Source organism: Nocardia sp. NPDC051990, assembly GCF_040680755.1.
Classification (GTDB): Bacteria; Actinomycetota; Actinomycetes; order Mycobacteriales; family Mycobacteriaceae; genus Nocardia.
Window position 1 is genome coordinate 142,202 of the sequence record NZ_JBFAXH010000015.1, and the last position, 12,837, is coordinate 155,038.

Below are 12,837 nucleotides of genomic sequence, written 5' to 3' on the forward strand. Positions count from 1 at the left end.
ACACCTCCGGCCGCTCCGAGAGCAGGCCTAGGAGAGACACATTCAGCATGCGGCTCAGTGTCGGGCTGAATTCCATTGCCAGTGACGCCAATTCCGGATCGTGTTCGTAGGCCGTCTTCATTGCGGCTGACGGCTCTTCCGCCGACCGGTGATCACGACGTGCACGCCGTCGGCCACCAGCAACCGCGCGGTCTCCTTCCCGATACCGGTTGCGCCACCGGTGATCACAGCAACCTTCGCGTCGGCGACCTTGTTGTCCGTGCTCATGGTTCCCGTCTCCTTGCCTGTGGTGTTCCCGCGCTGTGAGGCTCGCCACCTCGACGCGTGCTCGTAGACACACTGCGCCCGGTGTTCGCGGGCACGCCCCGCCCGCCCATAACCGTCACCGAATCTGAGGCAACGCACAGGTTGATACGGGTCATTCGGTGCTGGGCGCACGAGCGACAGAACCTAGCACTCTGGGCCAGTACGACGAGGAGACCATCCGGGACATGCACCCGATGGGCCGGATGGGACAGCCCGCGGATGTCGGGGAGGCGGCGGTACGGGAGCTGACCGCCGAAGGCGGGAGCGCCTCGTTCGTGGTCGCGGACGTGGACTCGCAGGAGAGCATCACCGACCTGTTCGACTCGGTCATGCGCGAATTCGGGCGACTGGATTATGCCGTGAACAACGCCGGCCTGGCCCATGAGACCAAGACGATCGTCGAGGCGGACCCGGTGAAGTTCCAGGAGATGCTGTCGACCAACGTCATGGGCCTGTTCCTGTGCATGCAGCGCGAGATCAAGGAGATGCTCGACAGCGGGCGTGGCGGCGCGATCGTGAACCTGGCCTCGATCGTCGGGCTCAACGGCATCCCGTTCAGCGGCCCGTACGCCGCGACCAAGCATGCGGTGGTCGGCCTCACCAAGACCGCGGGGATCGAATACTCCGGTCAGGGCGTGCGGGTCAACGCGGTCGCGCCCGGCGCGATCAAGACCGACATCATCGCCCGCGCGATGGCGGCGATAACAGCAGTCGCATGTGGGTCGCTCCACGTTCGTTCCATTTCTTCGGCGACGGATTCGGTCAGTCTGTAGACGTGCACCGGCTTCGAAGCGTGAGATCGGCAGTGGCACAGTCGTTGTGGCCGCCGGCATCGGCTGCCGATCATGGATCGCCGCATGATCGACGGAGGCCGAGACTGCCCGGCTATCGTGTCGTGCCAGGTTGGTGCCGGAGCATGCGATCGGTGACGGTCCACGCCGATCCGTCGGCACCGACGCCGGTCAGCCCTTCCAGGTAGGCGGTACCGACCAGCGCGAGTGCGGGTCATGTCCACAACTGGCCACCCCGGTTACTTGGCTTGGAATCCGCCGTCGATGTTGAGTCCAGGCGGCCGTAGATCGGCCCACGGGGTCCAGCGACGAGAAAAGTCGCGTTAAGGGGGTTGAGGAACATTGGAACGAAACCGGCGCTAAGTCATTCGCGAGCCCGGGAGCGCTTTGACCAAGGCTTTGGTGGGGCGGAGCCTTCGGCAGTCGTGTTGATCACTGGCTGTCTGGAGGTCCGGAGTGCCCGGTCGAATTTCTGACGGAGCGGGCCGCAAAGTATGCGATGTACGACAGGGCTCCTGTGCGCCCCGAGCTGGAGTGGCATTACCGAGCACGTGCGGTTGGGCACTCCCGTGCTGTTCTATCGGCCTGCGTGGGGGAGGTGTCCACGGTAATTGGGGTGTCTGGAAGCTCGATCGTGGCTAGAGTCGCGGGAATGCACTTCCAGCAGATCTACGGCTGACGGGGCCGGGGCAGCGCCCCGGCTTCCCTTCCCACACGTCCACGCGCGCCCTCTACGACCGAGCCCCTTCTCGAAGAGGTCGGTGCGCGGGTTTGTTGTGTCCTGTTCGCCGTAGAGCTGAAATGAGTGAGCTTCCGTGTCTTCCGTATCCCATCGCCGCACCCACATCGCGATGGTCGGCATCCCCGCCGTCAGCCACGTCCTGCCAAGCCTCGAGATCATCCGCGAGCTGGTGGCCCGCGGCCACCGCGTGACCTACGCCAACGACCCGGCGGTAGCCGACCTCATCGCGGCCACCGGCGCCGAACTCGTCCCCTGCACGTCCGAACTGCCGGTCGCCGACAACGACTGGCCCGACGACCCCATCGCCGCGATGGGTCTGTTTCTCAGCGACGCCATCCAGGCACTTCCCCAGTTGCGCGCCGCATACGACCACGACCCGGCGGACCTGTACCTCTACGACATCGGCGCCTACGCTGCGCGCGCCCTTGCCGAATCGCAGAACCGGCCCGTTCTGCAACTGTCTCCGACGTTCGTAGCTTGGGACAGCTACGACCAGGACGTTGCGGCACACCTGTGGCAGCTACCGGGCGCCGACGCCTACCGGACGAAGTTCGCGCAGTGGCTGGCCGGCTGCGGAGCGGCCACCACTGACGTGGGCGCCTTCTCCGGTCGTCCCTCGCGGGCCGTGGCGCTGATCACCCGGGCGATGCAGCCGCACGCCGACCAGATCGACACCGGCACGGTGACCTTCGTCGGGCCATGTTTCAACGTGCATAAGGGCGCGGACAGCTGGAGCCGCCCGGCGGATGCGGACAACGTGCTGCTGATCTCCCTGGGCTCGGCATACACCCGTCAATCGGAGCTCTACCGCAGGTGCCTGGCAGCCTACGGCGACCTGCCCGGCTGGCACGTCGTCCTCCAGATCGGCAAGTACACCGATCCACAGGAACTCGGCGATATCCCGCCCAACGTCGAGGTGCACTCCTGGGTCGCGCAGCGTGAGATCCTCGAACACGCGGATGCCTTTCTCACTCACGCCGGCATGGGCGGCTGCGGCGAAGGACTGCTCGCAGGCGTGCCGATGATCGCCGTGCCGCAGGCCGCCGAACAGTTCATGAACGCCGACCGGCTCGTGGAACTGGGCGTTGCCCGCCGCATCGACACCCCGCAAGCCACCGCTGAGACCTTACGGGCGGCCCTGCACGACCTGGTCACCGACGCGGAGGTGGCCCGCCGCTCGGCACGACTGCGCGCCGACGCACAGGCCGAGGGCGGCACCCCGCGCGCTGCCGACCTCATCGAGAACATGCTGACCTGAGATTGCCCACCACCACAGCCAGGTCGTGGCGAAGCAGCATTCGCTGTTCACCATCCCCTCTTGTTCTCCCTGCCCTCGTCATCTATGGCTTGTGCCAGGAGCAAGGAGACTGGTGAGTCTGGCCTCGCTTCCGCCTCGCACACCCGGCTGTCTCCGGGAACCGGGTGTGCGAAACGGCTTTTCGCGGGCCCTAACCAAATCCGCGAAAAGTCGCGCTAAGGATTTACCGCAGATAATGACACAACTGGCCATACCCCGGCGCCGCACTCTCATACCGCACAGCCGCTCATGAAACCATCAGCGCCGCAACAATGCTCACCAAACCACCCGAATCAGTCGATCCGGCTCCCCCGAAACGCTTAGCGCGACTTTTCGCGCCACTGGACCCCACATGCCAGATCTTGCTGCGGCGGTGCCCGCCCCACTGCCCGGCAGCCGCGGACCGGTAGGGCTGCCCCTGGGCATCGAGCAGCAGGTAGGTACGGGCCGCCGGATCAGGCGGCATCGTGGAATACCAGCGCGAGCGTGCGGCGGTGGCCGGACCGGATCGTGGACACACCGTGGCGGACCGGGGCTGCCGACCAGCCCCGCGCGGTCCGCACCGGCCGGTCCCGGGTCGTGAACACGAAGCCGTCGCCCTGCTCGAGTTGAGTCACGGTTCCGCGTGATTGGGCGCGGGCGCGCTGCTCGACGAGCAGCAACTCCCCACCGGTGTGGTCGACGCCCGGCCGGTCGAGGCCGATCACGACCTGGAGCGGAAACACCAACTCCCCGTACAGGTCTCGATGCAGTGCGTTCCAGTCACCCGGGCCGTAGCGCAGCAGGATCGCCGTCGAGTTGGCCTGGCCGGCTTTGTGGCACACAGCAAGCCATTCGTCGAGGGTGTCCGGCCACGGCGCGGGGCGGCCCAACCGCGCCCACCAGTCGCGGGCGATCGGCAGCAGTCGCGGGTAGAGCGCCTGCTTCAACTCCTCGACCGGTTCAGGGTAGGGGGCGGCGAAATACCGGTACTCGCCGGAGCCGAACCGATACCGGTTCATGTCCACGGTGCTGCGGAACAGCTTCGGCCGGGCATAGAGGTCCGCGATCGTGGCGGCCTCTTCTGCGGTGAGCAGGCCGGGCAGGGGTGCGCCGCCGTATTCGTCGATGCCGGTGGTGACCGCTGCCCAGTCCACCCGGCCGACCCGCTCGGCCCATCGATTCGAGCGCGCGGCCGTGGCGGCATTCATGCGGCGGCCTCGAGGTCCAACAGCAGGTGCTTGGCGTCCGCGCCGCCGACGTATCCGCCCAGGCTGCCGTCGGTGCGCAGCACGCGGTGACACGGCACGATCACCGGCAGCGGGTTGGTCGCGCACGCCGTGCCGACCGCTCGCACCGCCTTCGGGTTGCCGACGAGCTGAGCGACCTGTGCGTAACTGCGGGTCTGCCCGTAGCCGATCTCGGGCAGATGTTTCTGCACGGTCTGCCGGAAGCCGTGTGACAGTGACAGATCCAGCGACAGGTCGAAGGACGTGCGGCGGTGCGCGAAGTACTCGTCGAGTTCGCGCATCACCTCGTCCAGACGGGCCGGCGCGCGAAGGATCCGTGGGCTGATCTTGTGGGCGAGGGTTTCGAGGACCTTGTCGTGGTCCTCGCGGGCGTAGGCCACGCGGACCAGGCCCCTTGGTGTGGCGGCCAGCAGGAGCTGCCCGACCGGGGTATCCATGGTGGTGTAGGCGACGTCGAGCAGTTCGGCCTGTTCGGCCTCGCGTTCCAATAGTTGGTGCAGTCGAGACAGGGTGGTCTCGTCCACGGGCGCCGACAGAGCGGCGGCCAGATCGTCGTCGCGGTGCATCTCGTTCATCGTGTTTCTCCTTTCGGTGTCGCGCCCGGGTAGGTCTTGCGCAGATTCTTCACACCGTCGGCGGCGGCGCGGCGTGCGGCGTCGGTGGTGCCGCCGAGGATCTGCGCGATCTCGGCGTAGGGCAGCCCGGCCACGTAGTGGTAGGCGACGGCTTGGCGTTGTTTGTCGGGCAGCTCGCTGACTGCTGCCCAGATTCCCGTGTCGTCGGTGCCGGCCACACCGTTGCCGGTCGGCTCCTCGGGCATCTGATGCATGGGCAGCGGGTTGCGTTTGGCCGCGCGGATCACGTCGATCGCTTTGCGGTGGGCGATGGTCACCAGCCACGCCTCCACATTCGCTGTCTCGGGCAGGTCGGGGTAGACGCGCATCGCGGCCAGGAACGTCTCCGACCAGGCGTCCTCGGCGTCGTGCGCGCCGAGCACCACCCGGCAGACCCGCAGCACGGTAGGCCCATGCTCGGTCACGACCGATTCGAACGGTGGTTTCACGGTCAGAACAGCCTTCCCGCGCTGATCGCAGCCGGCTCCTCAAGCTCGAGTAGTGCACATTTGCGCTGCAGTCCGCCCGCGTACCCGGTCAGCGATCCGTTCGCGCCGATCACCCGGTGACACGGGATGAAGATACAGAGCGGGTTCGCGCCCACCGCTTGGCCGACACGGTAAGCCTGAGACCGGTCACCCAAGCGTTCAGCGATCTGCCCGTAGGTGGTGGTCTCCCCGAACGGTATGGCACTGACCTGTTCCCACACCTGCTGCTGGAATTCGTCACCGGCCGGGTTCAACGGCAAATCGAAACTACGACGCTGACCCAGCAAATACTCCAGCAACTGCCCGACGGATTCCCCCAGAACCGTGTCGTCGACGAACGACACCGGCGGCCCGAACAGCTCCTGCGCCGGCCGCCGAATGTGATGCCGGAAATACACCCCGGTCACCGCCGCATCGCTCGCCACGATCGTGACCGGTCCGAGCGCCGCGGTGTCGATCACCGTGTGCCGAATACTCATCCGCTTCCCTCTCTCTCGTTCTCACCAGGCAGACGCTCACCGGGCACCGAACGTGAGAAACGGGTCCCAATTCGCGAGTCTTCGCACAACTGACCGGCGGCTGGGGATGGCCCTGACGTCGGCCGCCACAGTTCTGCACAGCGGCAGGCCCTGCGGGCGGGGATTCCAACGGCGCCAGCGGCTACGACACCGACGCGGCGATCCTGCAGCAACACAGGATCGCCGCGTCAGCGGCCAATCGTGGCGCCATGCTCGGTCACAGCCATGGGCCGCATCCGCCATCGTGCCCGGTTCAGTGGGTCGTGTTCCACGCCTTGTGGACGAACTCCAGGCGGTTGCCATCGACATCGCGGACGTTGGCGGCGTAATAGCCAGGTGCGAAGTAGGTTCGGTCGGCCGGTTCGCCTTCGTCGATGCCGCCGGCCCGGATGGCAGCGGCATACACGGCGTCGACCATCTCATTGCTGTCACAGACGATGCCGACATAGAGGCCGGTCTCGCCGGACACGCGTCGGCGCAACCAGATACTCGAGCCGACCCTCGCGCCGGAGATGTAGTCGGCGTCACCGATACCGAAGAGGTCCGGCACGCCGTCCGGTCCGTCGGCGGCGCGGTAGTTCCCGAACGCGCGCCAGCCGGCGGGGGCGAGGGCTTCGAGGTAGAAGGCCAGCGCTCGGTCGATATCGGTGACGGAGATGTAGACGTGGTCGATCACTGTGCGCTCTCTTTCCACGCGGTGGCGTTCGCCTGGGCGAACTGGTCGAAAGTTCGTGCGGGGCGGCCGAGGATCTGCTCGACGGTGTCGTCGGGCCGGGCACCGTTGCCCGCCGCGATGGTCTCCGTCAACTGGCGCAGAACGGCACCGTACTCGGCGGGGATACCGGTTGCCAGTACGCTGGCGACCCATGTCTCACGGTCCAGGTCCCGGTGCACGATCGGCCGGCCTGTGGCACGGCTGATGACGGTGGCGGCGTCGGCGACGGTCAGGGCTTGCGGCCCGGTCAGGCTGTAGGCATGTCCGCTGTGTGCGGCCGGATCGGCGAGTGTGTTCGCTGCCACGGCCGCAATGTCTTCCACGTCGATGAACGCTTCGGCGCCGTCGCCGGTGGGTACGGTGATCGCGCCGCACACCGGCCGCAGGAACGTCTCACTGAAGTTCTGCATGAACCACGCGGGCCGCAGAATCGTGTGGCCGAGCCGGTGGCGCGCGATCAGGTCGAGTTCGACTGCGCGCGTGGCGATCTCGTCCGGTGCGTGGTCCATCCCGTACGCGCTGAGGAATGTCACATGCTCGACCCCCGCCCGCTCGGCGGCGTCGAGGAACGTCGAGACATCGGATGCGAAGTCGGTGCGCAGGACCGGCGCCATGAGGTAGACGCGATCGACGGATTCCACTGCCGGGCCGTAGCTTTCGCGGTTGCTCCAGTCGAACACGATGTCGGTACCGGACCTCGCGATGGCGCGGACGGAGGCTGCGCGGCCTCTGAGGTCGGCGACTACGCGGGAGCCGGTCTTTCCCGTTGCTCCGAGGACGAGGATGTTAGGGCGGTTTTCATTCATATCCCCAGCCTGAGTCACAGTAGTGCGCGTATCAATGTTTAGAACTCTCCAATGGCAACGCGATACGCTCGTCGTGTGGATGTTCTGCAGGACTACCTGGTGCGGGCTCGGGCATCGGGTGCGGTCTTCGCGCGCTCGGTGACCCGGCCACCCTGGGGTCTGACCCTGCCCGGTTCCATTCAGCTCTCGCTCCACACCGTGCTTCGCGGCCATGCATGGCTCTGGCTCGGCGACGCCACCGAGGCCCATCGACTGTTACCGGGCGACCTCGCGATCGCGGTCGGGGGACGGGACCACCACATCGCCGACGAGCCGAACCCGGCCATCTGTGTCTCGCACGAGGAGTTCTGGGCGCGGACACCGGATGTCGACGCCGCCGATCCCGAGGCAGTGGTCTTCCTGTGCGGTGCCTATCGTCTGGCCGGTGACGTCGGTCGAAGCCTGCTCGAGGCTCTTCCGCCTGTCCTGGTCATCCGACCGTCCGCGCACGATCAGGTGCACGACGTCGTCTCCCTGATCTCGCGGGAACTCCAGCATTCGGCGCCCGGTAGCCAGACGGTTCTCGACCGGCTCCTCGACGTTCTGCTCGTGCTGGTCCTGCGCGTGTCCTTCGACCAGAGCTCCAGCGCCCCACGCTGGTATCACGCCGCCGAAGATCCCCGGCTCGGCCGGGCGCTGCAGGCCATGCACGAGAAACCCGACCACAGCTGGACCGTCCCCGAGCTCGCCCGACTCACCGCCATGTCTCGGCCGTCTTTCGCCCGCAATTTCGAACGCGCGCTGGGCCAAACCCCGATGCAGTACTTGACGGATTGGCGTCTGACCCTCGCCCGCGACTATCTTCGGGCCGGTGAGCTCACCCTCGACCAGATCGCACGCAGGACGGGCTACACCTCACCCAACGCCTTCGCCGCGACCTTCCGGCGACACCACGGCCTGCCACCTGGTCGCTGGCGCGAGGCGAACATGGCCGTCTAGCACAGACATTCAGTCGGGTGATGACGAGTTGACTTGGGCAGTGCTGCCGAAATTCAAGCTCATGCGCGGGCCCGCAGGAGTTTGCTGTTTCGGCGCGCAGTGCCGCCGATCCCGCTGGCATCGGCCGCGCATGATCAAGGCGTCGCCACCGGCGGGGATGAACGTGGTGCTGCGGCCTACGCTGCTGGGCGGGATCAAGAACCTGCGCGTTGCCCCTAAGCTGACCACCGGGACAGTGGCGGTGGGTGGAACGTTCGCCGGCCGGTCGGCGTGCCAGCCCGCGCTGTCGCGGTGGTCGCGATACCAATTCATCCAGATGTTGTCGTAGGCGACCTCGCAGTAGTTGCTGAGTTCGGCTGTCAGCTCGACGAGGAAGGCGGCAGCGGCGTCGCGGAATTCGCACGTCAGTCGAGGCTCGTCGATGTAGCGGTTGAACATCCACCGTTGCCGTTGTTCCCAGCCGGCCAGCGTGCTCAGCTATCGCAGCAGCTCGTCGTGGCCGAGGACCAATCCGGGGATGTGCACGATGGACGACTCTGCGTCGAGGTGATGTATGGCCGTGTTGGCGAATGCGTCGAAATTGATGGCCGGCTGCTGCAGATCGCGGTCGTCGAAGAGAGTGGGCCGGCCCTCGTTGATCGAGTGCGTTTTTCACGGTCACCTCAGAAGTTGTTCGATGTGGTTGATGGGACCCGCTGACGGGGTGGGCGGCCGTGTGCGCGGGCGCCCACCCCGGCCGGCTACGGTGTCGTAGTAGTCGCGGAGCAGCGGATCGCCGGCGGCCCACGCGGGCCGGGCGAGCCCGTCGTCCCCGACGACGATGCCATTGTCGTTGTGGTCGTTGGTCATTCGGCTATCCCCTGAGTCCGGTCATGCGCATGGTGATGTTGATGCGGCCGTGGTCGAGACCGTATCCTTCGGGCGCGCTGTGCGGATGGATCTTCGTGACGCCGTTAGGCCAGCCTGCTGGGGCCACCGAAGACGAACAGGTCGCCCGAGGCGAGCAGCAGGTCGGTGTAGGGCTTGCCGCGGGTCTCGGTGTTCCCGAATCGGAAGGTGCAACTGGCGCCGACCGACAGTGACACCACCGGCGCGAGGCAGGATTCGTCCCTATCCTGGTGCATGCCCAGCCGGGCTGTGGCGTCGTAGACCTGCATGGGCGCTCTACGAGGCCAGCTGGCACCCGACATCCACCGGGAGCTGCACCGCTTTCATGTCCTGAGCGACAACCTCGTCGCCGTCGAACTGTCCATCCAGGGCACCTTCATCGGCCCGTTCCAGACGCCCGCCGGTGTCATCGAGCCGACCGGCGCCAAGCTCGACATCCCCACCGCCGACTTCTGGTACCTCGAGAACGGCAAGATCAAGGAATTCAACTGCTACGTCGGGGTCAGCGTCATGCTCGCGCAGCTCGGCGTGCAGCCCGACTTCGCTTCCGCCGTAGCCGCATCGGCCGCCGCCTGACGGTCCGGGATCATCTTGTCGGTTCAGCTGCCGGAGGCGTCGTTTCTCCACTTATTCGTCGCCCGCGGTTCGGTCGACCTCGAAGGAGCGGGTGCCCTCGCGGCGGGTGATGCGGTGCGCCTCACCGCATCCGGCGGCCAGCGGCTGACGGCAGTGAAGGCGGCGTTGAAGGAGATCGCCAAGGGAAACTTCTAGACCCGGAACGTCGGCGGGCGGCCGTGGCGCATCTGATGCGCGTGCTCGAGGTGAGCGAGCGGTTCGCCTGCCGGGTCACCGGGCAACACCGAAGTACCCAGCATCGCCCTCCGTCGGCGCAGACTCCGTCGGATCCCGATGCGGCACTACGTGATTGGCTGCGAACGTGGGCGCGAAGCCATCCCCGGCAGGGGTTCCGCCGCGCTTACCACGACGCCCGCGCCCAGGGCTGGACAGTCAACCATAAGTAGATCCAGCGTCTGTGGCGCGCCGAGGGACTGCGGGTGCCGCAACGGCGCCGGCGCAAGCGTCTGGGTGTCTCCACCGCCACCACGGCCCTCGCGGATGCACCGAATCGAATGTGGGCGGTGGATTTCCAGTTCGACGCTACCGACGACGGCCGCCCGGTCAAGATCGTCTCGATCGTCGACGAACACACCCGCGAATGCCTCGGCGGCCTGGTGCAGCGTTCGATTACCGCCGACCGGCTCATCGACGAACTCGACCGCATCGCCGTCGAGCGTGGCTATCCGGTGGTGCTTCGCTGCGACAACGACCCCGAATTCGCGGCCGCGGTCATGGCCGACTGGGCAGATGAGCGGGTAGGTCTGGCGTTCATTCCGCCTGGTCAACCCTGGCGCAATGGCTACATCGAATCGTTCAACGGTCGCCTACGCGACGAATGCCTCAACATCAACAGCTTCTGGTCGCTGACCCAAGCAAGAGTCGTGATCAGCGACTGGAAGGACGAATATAACCACCACCGAAGACATTCCGCACTGGGCTACCAGACCCCGGCCGGATACGCTGCAACCTGCATCCATCGATAAGCGGCTCTCACACCCGCTGGACCGAATCACGGGGTCCCGTCACGCCCGCAACAGATTTCCGAGTTCGGTGGCGAGGCTTCGAACATGCGACTCATCGCCTCGCCGCCGATGCCGCCGTCGCGGCGGCATTTCTCTCGCACCTCGGCAGGATGGTGATCGAATGCGAATCGCACTTGGCAAGTGAAAATATTGTGTCGCAGTGCAATTCAATCGCGACGGTCTAGTACCCGATCTGAATATCGCGATACCGACGCCGATTACGCAGCCGGGCGATCTAGAGCAGCGATTGTTCGGGCCGGGTGGGCATCACGTGGGCCTGGGGTTGCGCCCCGGCACTGGCCTACGCGCAGCAAATCCAGCAGCTGATAGTAATCGTCGGGCAGCAGTCGATAACCCACAAGCGAATCTCCCGCTGCCAGGTCCGCGCGAAGCGCGGCCGGGCTCGACTCCGCTCGAGATGCATCGAATACGATGGCCGATACCCAAAAGCGTGAGAAGGCTCTTGGGTATCGGGTGGGTTGGGTCAGGCCGAGATGCGTGCCGCGTCCGCGTCGCGGAACCGTTTGATGATCTCGTACGCGGTCACCAGTACCACTCCGATCGCGACCGCGTTGTACAGCAGGTCGACATTGGAGCCGCTCTTGATCGCGGTGAGGAACTCGTCGCTGAAGAACCGGTGCTGCGACAGGATCCACAGCGTCGGCGCCGCGAACAGCAGCTGCGCGGCGGCGTGCCAGCAGGCCAGCTGCATCGTCCAGCGCCCCTTGGCGATGCGGGCGATCTCGATCAGGATGATCGCGGCCAGACCCGCCACGATGGGCCACAGCCAGAAGGTCCACAGCGATTGGTCCAGGACGTGGACGCGGTCGCCGCCGTCGGGCACCCAGCTGAAGTTCCACAGCAGCGCCACGATCAGGAAGGCGTTGTAGGCGATCGCGGGAATGGCGTCGCCGAAGCCGTTGCGCTTCTCGAGGTTGCGGTCGGGCAGGTTGTCGACGGTCCAGGTCTTGGCGTCCGCCAGCACCCGATCCCGATCGCGGGAGCGGTCGATCAGTGCGAAGATCACCGTCGGCCACGCGATCATCTGGCCGCCGACGGTCAGTATCGAGCCGATTCCGGCCCCGATGGCCTTGCCGATGTCTTCGGTCTCGATCGCCTCGGTGACTATCAAGACCGCGACCACGATCGGCAGCACGATAGTCAGCAGCATCGTGATCAGCCGGATGTAGACGGGGTAGAGATCGGGGCCGATCAGGGACAGCGGCCGGTCGGCGTATCGGGCCGCGAGCCGGATCGGATCGCCCATCTCGTTGATCACCTCGCGTTCGACGGCGTCGGGGTCGGCGTCTTCGCGGGCCTCGACGGTGTCGGTGATGGTGGCGCGCAGTTCGTCGGCGACGTCGGTGCGCTGGTCGGCTGGGATGCGGCGGACCACCTCGTGGACGTAGCGCTCGGTCAAAGACGGGGTACTCATGGCGTTTCCTTAGTCAGTTCGGACATCGACGTGACGAGGGCCTGCCATTCGCGCACCAGTCCGGCGCACACCGTCAGTCCTTCGAGGCTGGTCTTGTAGAACTTGCGGGGGCGGGATTCGTCGGTGTTCCACTCACTGGCCAACAGGCCCTGCTTCTCCAGGCGTCGCAGCAGTGGGTACAGCGTGTTGCCGTCCACCGGGACCCCGGCGTCGTTGAGGGTTTCTAGCAGCGCGTAGCCGTACTGCGGTTGCTTGAGCAGGGTCAGGCAGGCGAGCACCACCGTGCCGCGGCGCAGTTCTTGTGCCTGGCTCAGCACCAGTTCGTCCGGCTCCATACATCACACGATACTGTGTATCACACACTACTGTCAATGGGACACTATCGCGTCC

Annotated in this window: 15 protein-coding genes and 4 pseudogenes; 6 read left to right on the plus strand and 13 right to left on the minus strand. The window is 66.1% G+C overall.

Annotation, left to right across the window (positions count from 1 at the left end):
• Window positions 1–117: 117 nt before the first annotated feature.
• Window positions 118–267: an SDR family NAD(P)-dependent oxidoreductase gene (locus AB0L63_RS24480; RefSeq protein WP_364505000.1), complete on the minus strand. Its 150-nt coding sequence runs from the start codon at window positions 265–267 to the stop codon at window positions 118–120.
• A gap of 158 nt (window positions 268–425) precedes the next feature.
• Here AB0L63_RS24480 and AB0L63_RS24485 point away from each other — a divergent pair, with 158 nt between their 5' ends.
• Complete coding sequence (locus AB0L63_RS24485) at window positions 426–1,079, plus strand: SDR family oxidoreductase (protein ID WP_364505002.1); 654 nt, start codon at window positions 426–428, stop codon at window positions 1,077–1,079.
• Between the two features lie 869 nt (window positions 1,080–1,948).
• Window positions 1,949–3,097, plus strand: a complete 1,149-nt coding sequence (locus AB0L63_RS24490; RefSeq protein WP_364505004.1) for a macrolide family glycosyltransferase — start codon at window positions 1,949–1,951, stop codon at window positions 3,095–3,097.
• A 286-nt stretch (window positions 3,098–3,383) separates the two neighbouring features.
• Here the strand turns inward: AB0L63_RS24490 and AB0L63_RS24495 are convergent, their stop codons facing one another.
• From AB0L63_RS24495 to AB0L63_RS24525, 7 genes are all read right to left on the minus strand, one after another.
• A complete protein-coding gene (locus AB0L63_RS24495; RefSeq protein ID WP_364505006.1) occupies window positions 3,384–3,602 on the minus strand; it encodes a hypothetical protein in 219 nt (72 codons plus the stop codon).
• Entirely contained in the window at window positions 3,592–4,326 is a 735-nt protein-coding gene (locus AB0L63_RS24500) for a 2OG-Fe(II) oxygenase (RefSeq protein ID WP_364505008.1), read from the minus strand. Before AB0L63_RS24500 ends, AB0L63_RS24495 begins: the two co-directional genes overlap by 11 nt.
• On the minus strand, window positions 4,323–4,940 hold the full coding sequence (locus tag AB0L63_RS24505) for a methylated-DNA--[protein]-cysteine S-methyltransferase (protein ID WP_364505010.1): 618 nt from the start codon (window positions 4,938–4,940) through the stop codon (window positions 4,323–4,325). Before AB0L63_RS24505 ends, AB0L63_RS24500 begins: the two co-directional genes overlap by 4 nt.
• Complete coding sequence (locus AB0L63_RS24510; RefSeq protein ID WP_364505080.1) at window positions 4,937–5,434, minus strand: RNA polymerase sigma factor; 498 nt, start codon at window positions 5,432–5,434, stop codon at window positions 4,937–4,939. The genes AB0L63_RS24505 and AB0L63_RS24510 overlap by 4 nt, the downstream gene beginning before the upstream one ends.
• Window positions 5,431–5,928: a methylated-DNA--[protein]-cysteine S-methyltransferase gene (locus AB0L63_RS24515; protein ID WP_364505012.1), complete on the minus strand. Its 498-nt coding sequence runs from the start codon at window positions 5,926–5,928 to the stop codon at window positions 5,431–5,433. Before AB0L63_RS24515 ends, AB0L63_RS24510 begins: the two co-directional genes overlap by 4 nt.
• A gap of 310 nt (window positions 5,929–6,238) precedes the next feature.
• Window positions 6,239–6,661 carry a VOC family protein gene (locus AB0L63_RS24520; RefSeq protein WP_364505014.1) on the minus strand — a complete coding sequence of 141 codons (423 nt, stop codon included), beginning with the start codon at window positions 6,659–6,661 and terminating at the stop codon, window positions 6,239–6,241.
• Entirely contained in the window at window positions 6,658–7,506 is an 849-nt protein-coding gene (locus AB0L63_RS24525; RefSeq protein WP_364505016.1) for an NmrA family NAD(P)-binding protein, read from the minus strand. Before AB0L63_RS24525 ends, AB0L63_RS24520 begins: the two co-directional genes overlap by 4 nt.
• Before the next feature lie 75 nt (window positions 7,507–7,581).
• On the opposite strand from AB0L63_RS24525, the gene AB0L63_RS24530 reads away from it, so the two are divergent.
• Complete coding sequence (locus tag AB0L63_RS24530; RefSeq protein ID WP_364505018.1) at window positions 7,582–8,484, plus strand: AraC family transcriptional regulator; 903 nt, start codon at window positions 7,582–7,584, stop codon at window positions 8,482–8,484.
• Window positions 8,485–8,493: 9 nt separating this feature from the next.
• On the opposite strand, the gene AB0L63_RS24535 is transcribed toward AB0L63_RS24530, so the two are convergent.
• The 3 genes and pseudogenes from AB0L63_RS24535 to AB0L63_RS24545 all read right to left on the minus strand — a co-directional run.
• Window positions 8,494–8,922: an alpha-ketoglutarate-dependent dioxygenase AlkB gene (locus tag AB0L63_RS24535; protein ID WP_364505020.1), complete on the minus strand. Its 429-nt coding sequence runs from the start codon at window positions 8,920–8,922 to the stop codon at window positions 8,494–8,496.
• A 306-nt stretch (window positions 8,923–9,228) separates the two neighbouring features.
• Window positions 9,229–9,333, minus strand: a pseudogene (locus AB0L63_RS24540) (DNA-3-methyladenine glycosylase I); the annotation flags it as partial.
• 4 nt (window positions 9,334–9,337) lie between these two features.
• A pseudogene (locus AB0L63_RS24545) lies at window positions 9,338–9,632 on the minus strand (alpha-ketoglutarate-dependent dioxygenase AlkB); the annotation flags it as partial.
• A 7-nt stretch (window positions 9,633–9,639) separates the two neighbouring features.
• Here AB0L63_RS24545 and AB0L63_RS24550 point away from each other — a divergent pair.
• The 3 genes and pseudogenes from AB0L63_RS24550 to AB0L63_RS24560 form a co-directional block, all read left to right on the plus strand.
• Window positions 9,640–9,948, plus strand: coding sequence for a hypothetical protein (locus tag AB0L63_RS24550; protein WP_364505022.1), 309 nt, complete (start codon window positions 9,640–9,642; stop codon window positions 9,946–9,948).
• 18 nt (window positions 9,949–9,966) lie between these two features.
• Window positions 9,967–10,101 (plus strand): annotated as a pseudogene (locus tag AB0L63_RS24555) (pirin family protein); the annotation flags it as partial.
• 3 nt (window positions 10,102–10,104) lie between these two features.
• Window positions 10,105–10,973 (plus strand): annotated as a pseudogene (locus tag AB0L63_RS24560) (IS3 family transposase); the annotation flags it as partial.
• Window positions 10,974–11,496: 523 nt separating this feature from the next.
• On the opposite strand, the gene AB0L63_RS24565 reads toward AB0L63_RS24560, so the two are convergent.
• Entirely contained in the window at window positions 11,497–12,447 is a 951-nt protein-coding gene (locus AB0L63_RS24565) for a hypothetical protein (RefSeq protein ID WP_364505024.1), read from the minus strand.
• A complete protein-coding gene (locus tag AB0L63_RS24570; protein WP_364505026.1) occupies window positions 12,444–12,782 on the minus strand; it encodes a PadR family transcriptional regulator in 339 nt (112 codons plus the stop codon). Before AB0L63_RS24570 ends, AB0L63_RS24565 begins: the two co-directional genes overlap by 4 nt.
• Window positions 12,783–12,837 lie beyond the last annotated feature (55 nt).

Bases quoted from the DNA above. Each gene is read 5' to 3' on its own strand.
- AB0L63_RS24480 (WP_364505000.1), bottom strand. From the start codon at position 267: ATGAGCACGGACAACAAGGTCGCCGACGCGAAGGTTGCTGTGATCACC.
- AB0L63_RS24490 (WP_364505004.1), top strand. From the start codon at position 1,949: ATGGTCGGCATCCCCGCCGTCAGCCACGTCCTGCCAAGCCTCGAGATC.
- AB0L63_RS24495 (WP_364505006.1), bottom strand. From the start codon at position 3,602: ATGCCGCCTGATCCGGCGGCCCGTACCTACCTGCTGCTCGATGCCCAG.
- AB0L63_RS24500 (WP_364505008.1), bottom strand. From the start codon at position 4,326: ATGAATGCCGCCACGGCCGCGCGCTCGAATCGATGGGCCGAGCGGGTC.
- AB0L63_RS24505 (WP_364505010.1), bottom strand. From the start codon at position 4,940: ATGAACGAGATGCACCGCGACGACGATCTGGCCGCCGCTCTGTCGGCG.
- AB0L63_RS24525 (WP_364505016.1), bottom strand. From the start codon at position 7,506: ATGAATGAAAACCGCCCTAACATCCTCGTCCTCGGAGCAACGGGAAAG.
- AB0L63_RS24535 (WP_364505020.1), bottom strand. From the start codon at position 8,922: ATGTTCAACCGCTACATCGACGAGCCTCGACTGACGTGCGAATTCCGC.
- AB0L63_RS24550 (WP_364505022.1), top strand. From the start codon at position 9,640: ATGGGCGCTCTACGAGGCCAGCTGGCACCCGACATCCACCGGGAGCTG.
- AB0L63_RS24565 (WP_364505024.1), bottom strand. From the start codon at position 12,447: ATGAGTACCCCGTCTTTGACCGAGCGCTACGTCCACGAGGTGGTCCGC.
- AB0L63_RS24570 (WP_364505026.1), bottom strand. From the start codon at position 12,782: ATGGAGCCGGACGAACTGGTGCTGAGCCAGGCACAAGAACTGCGCCGC.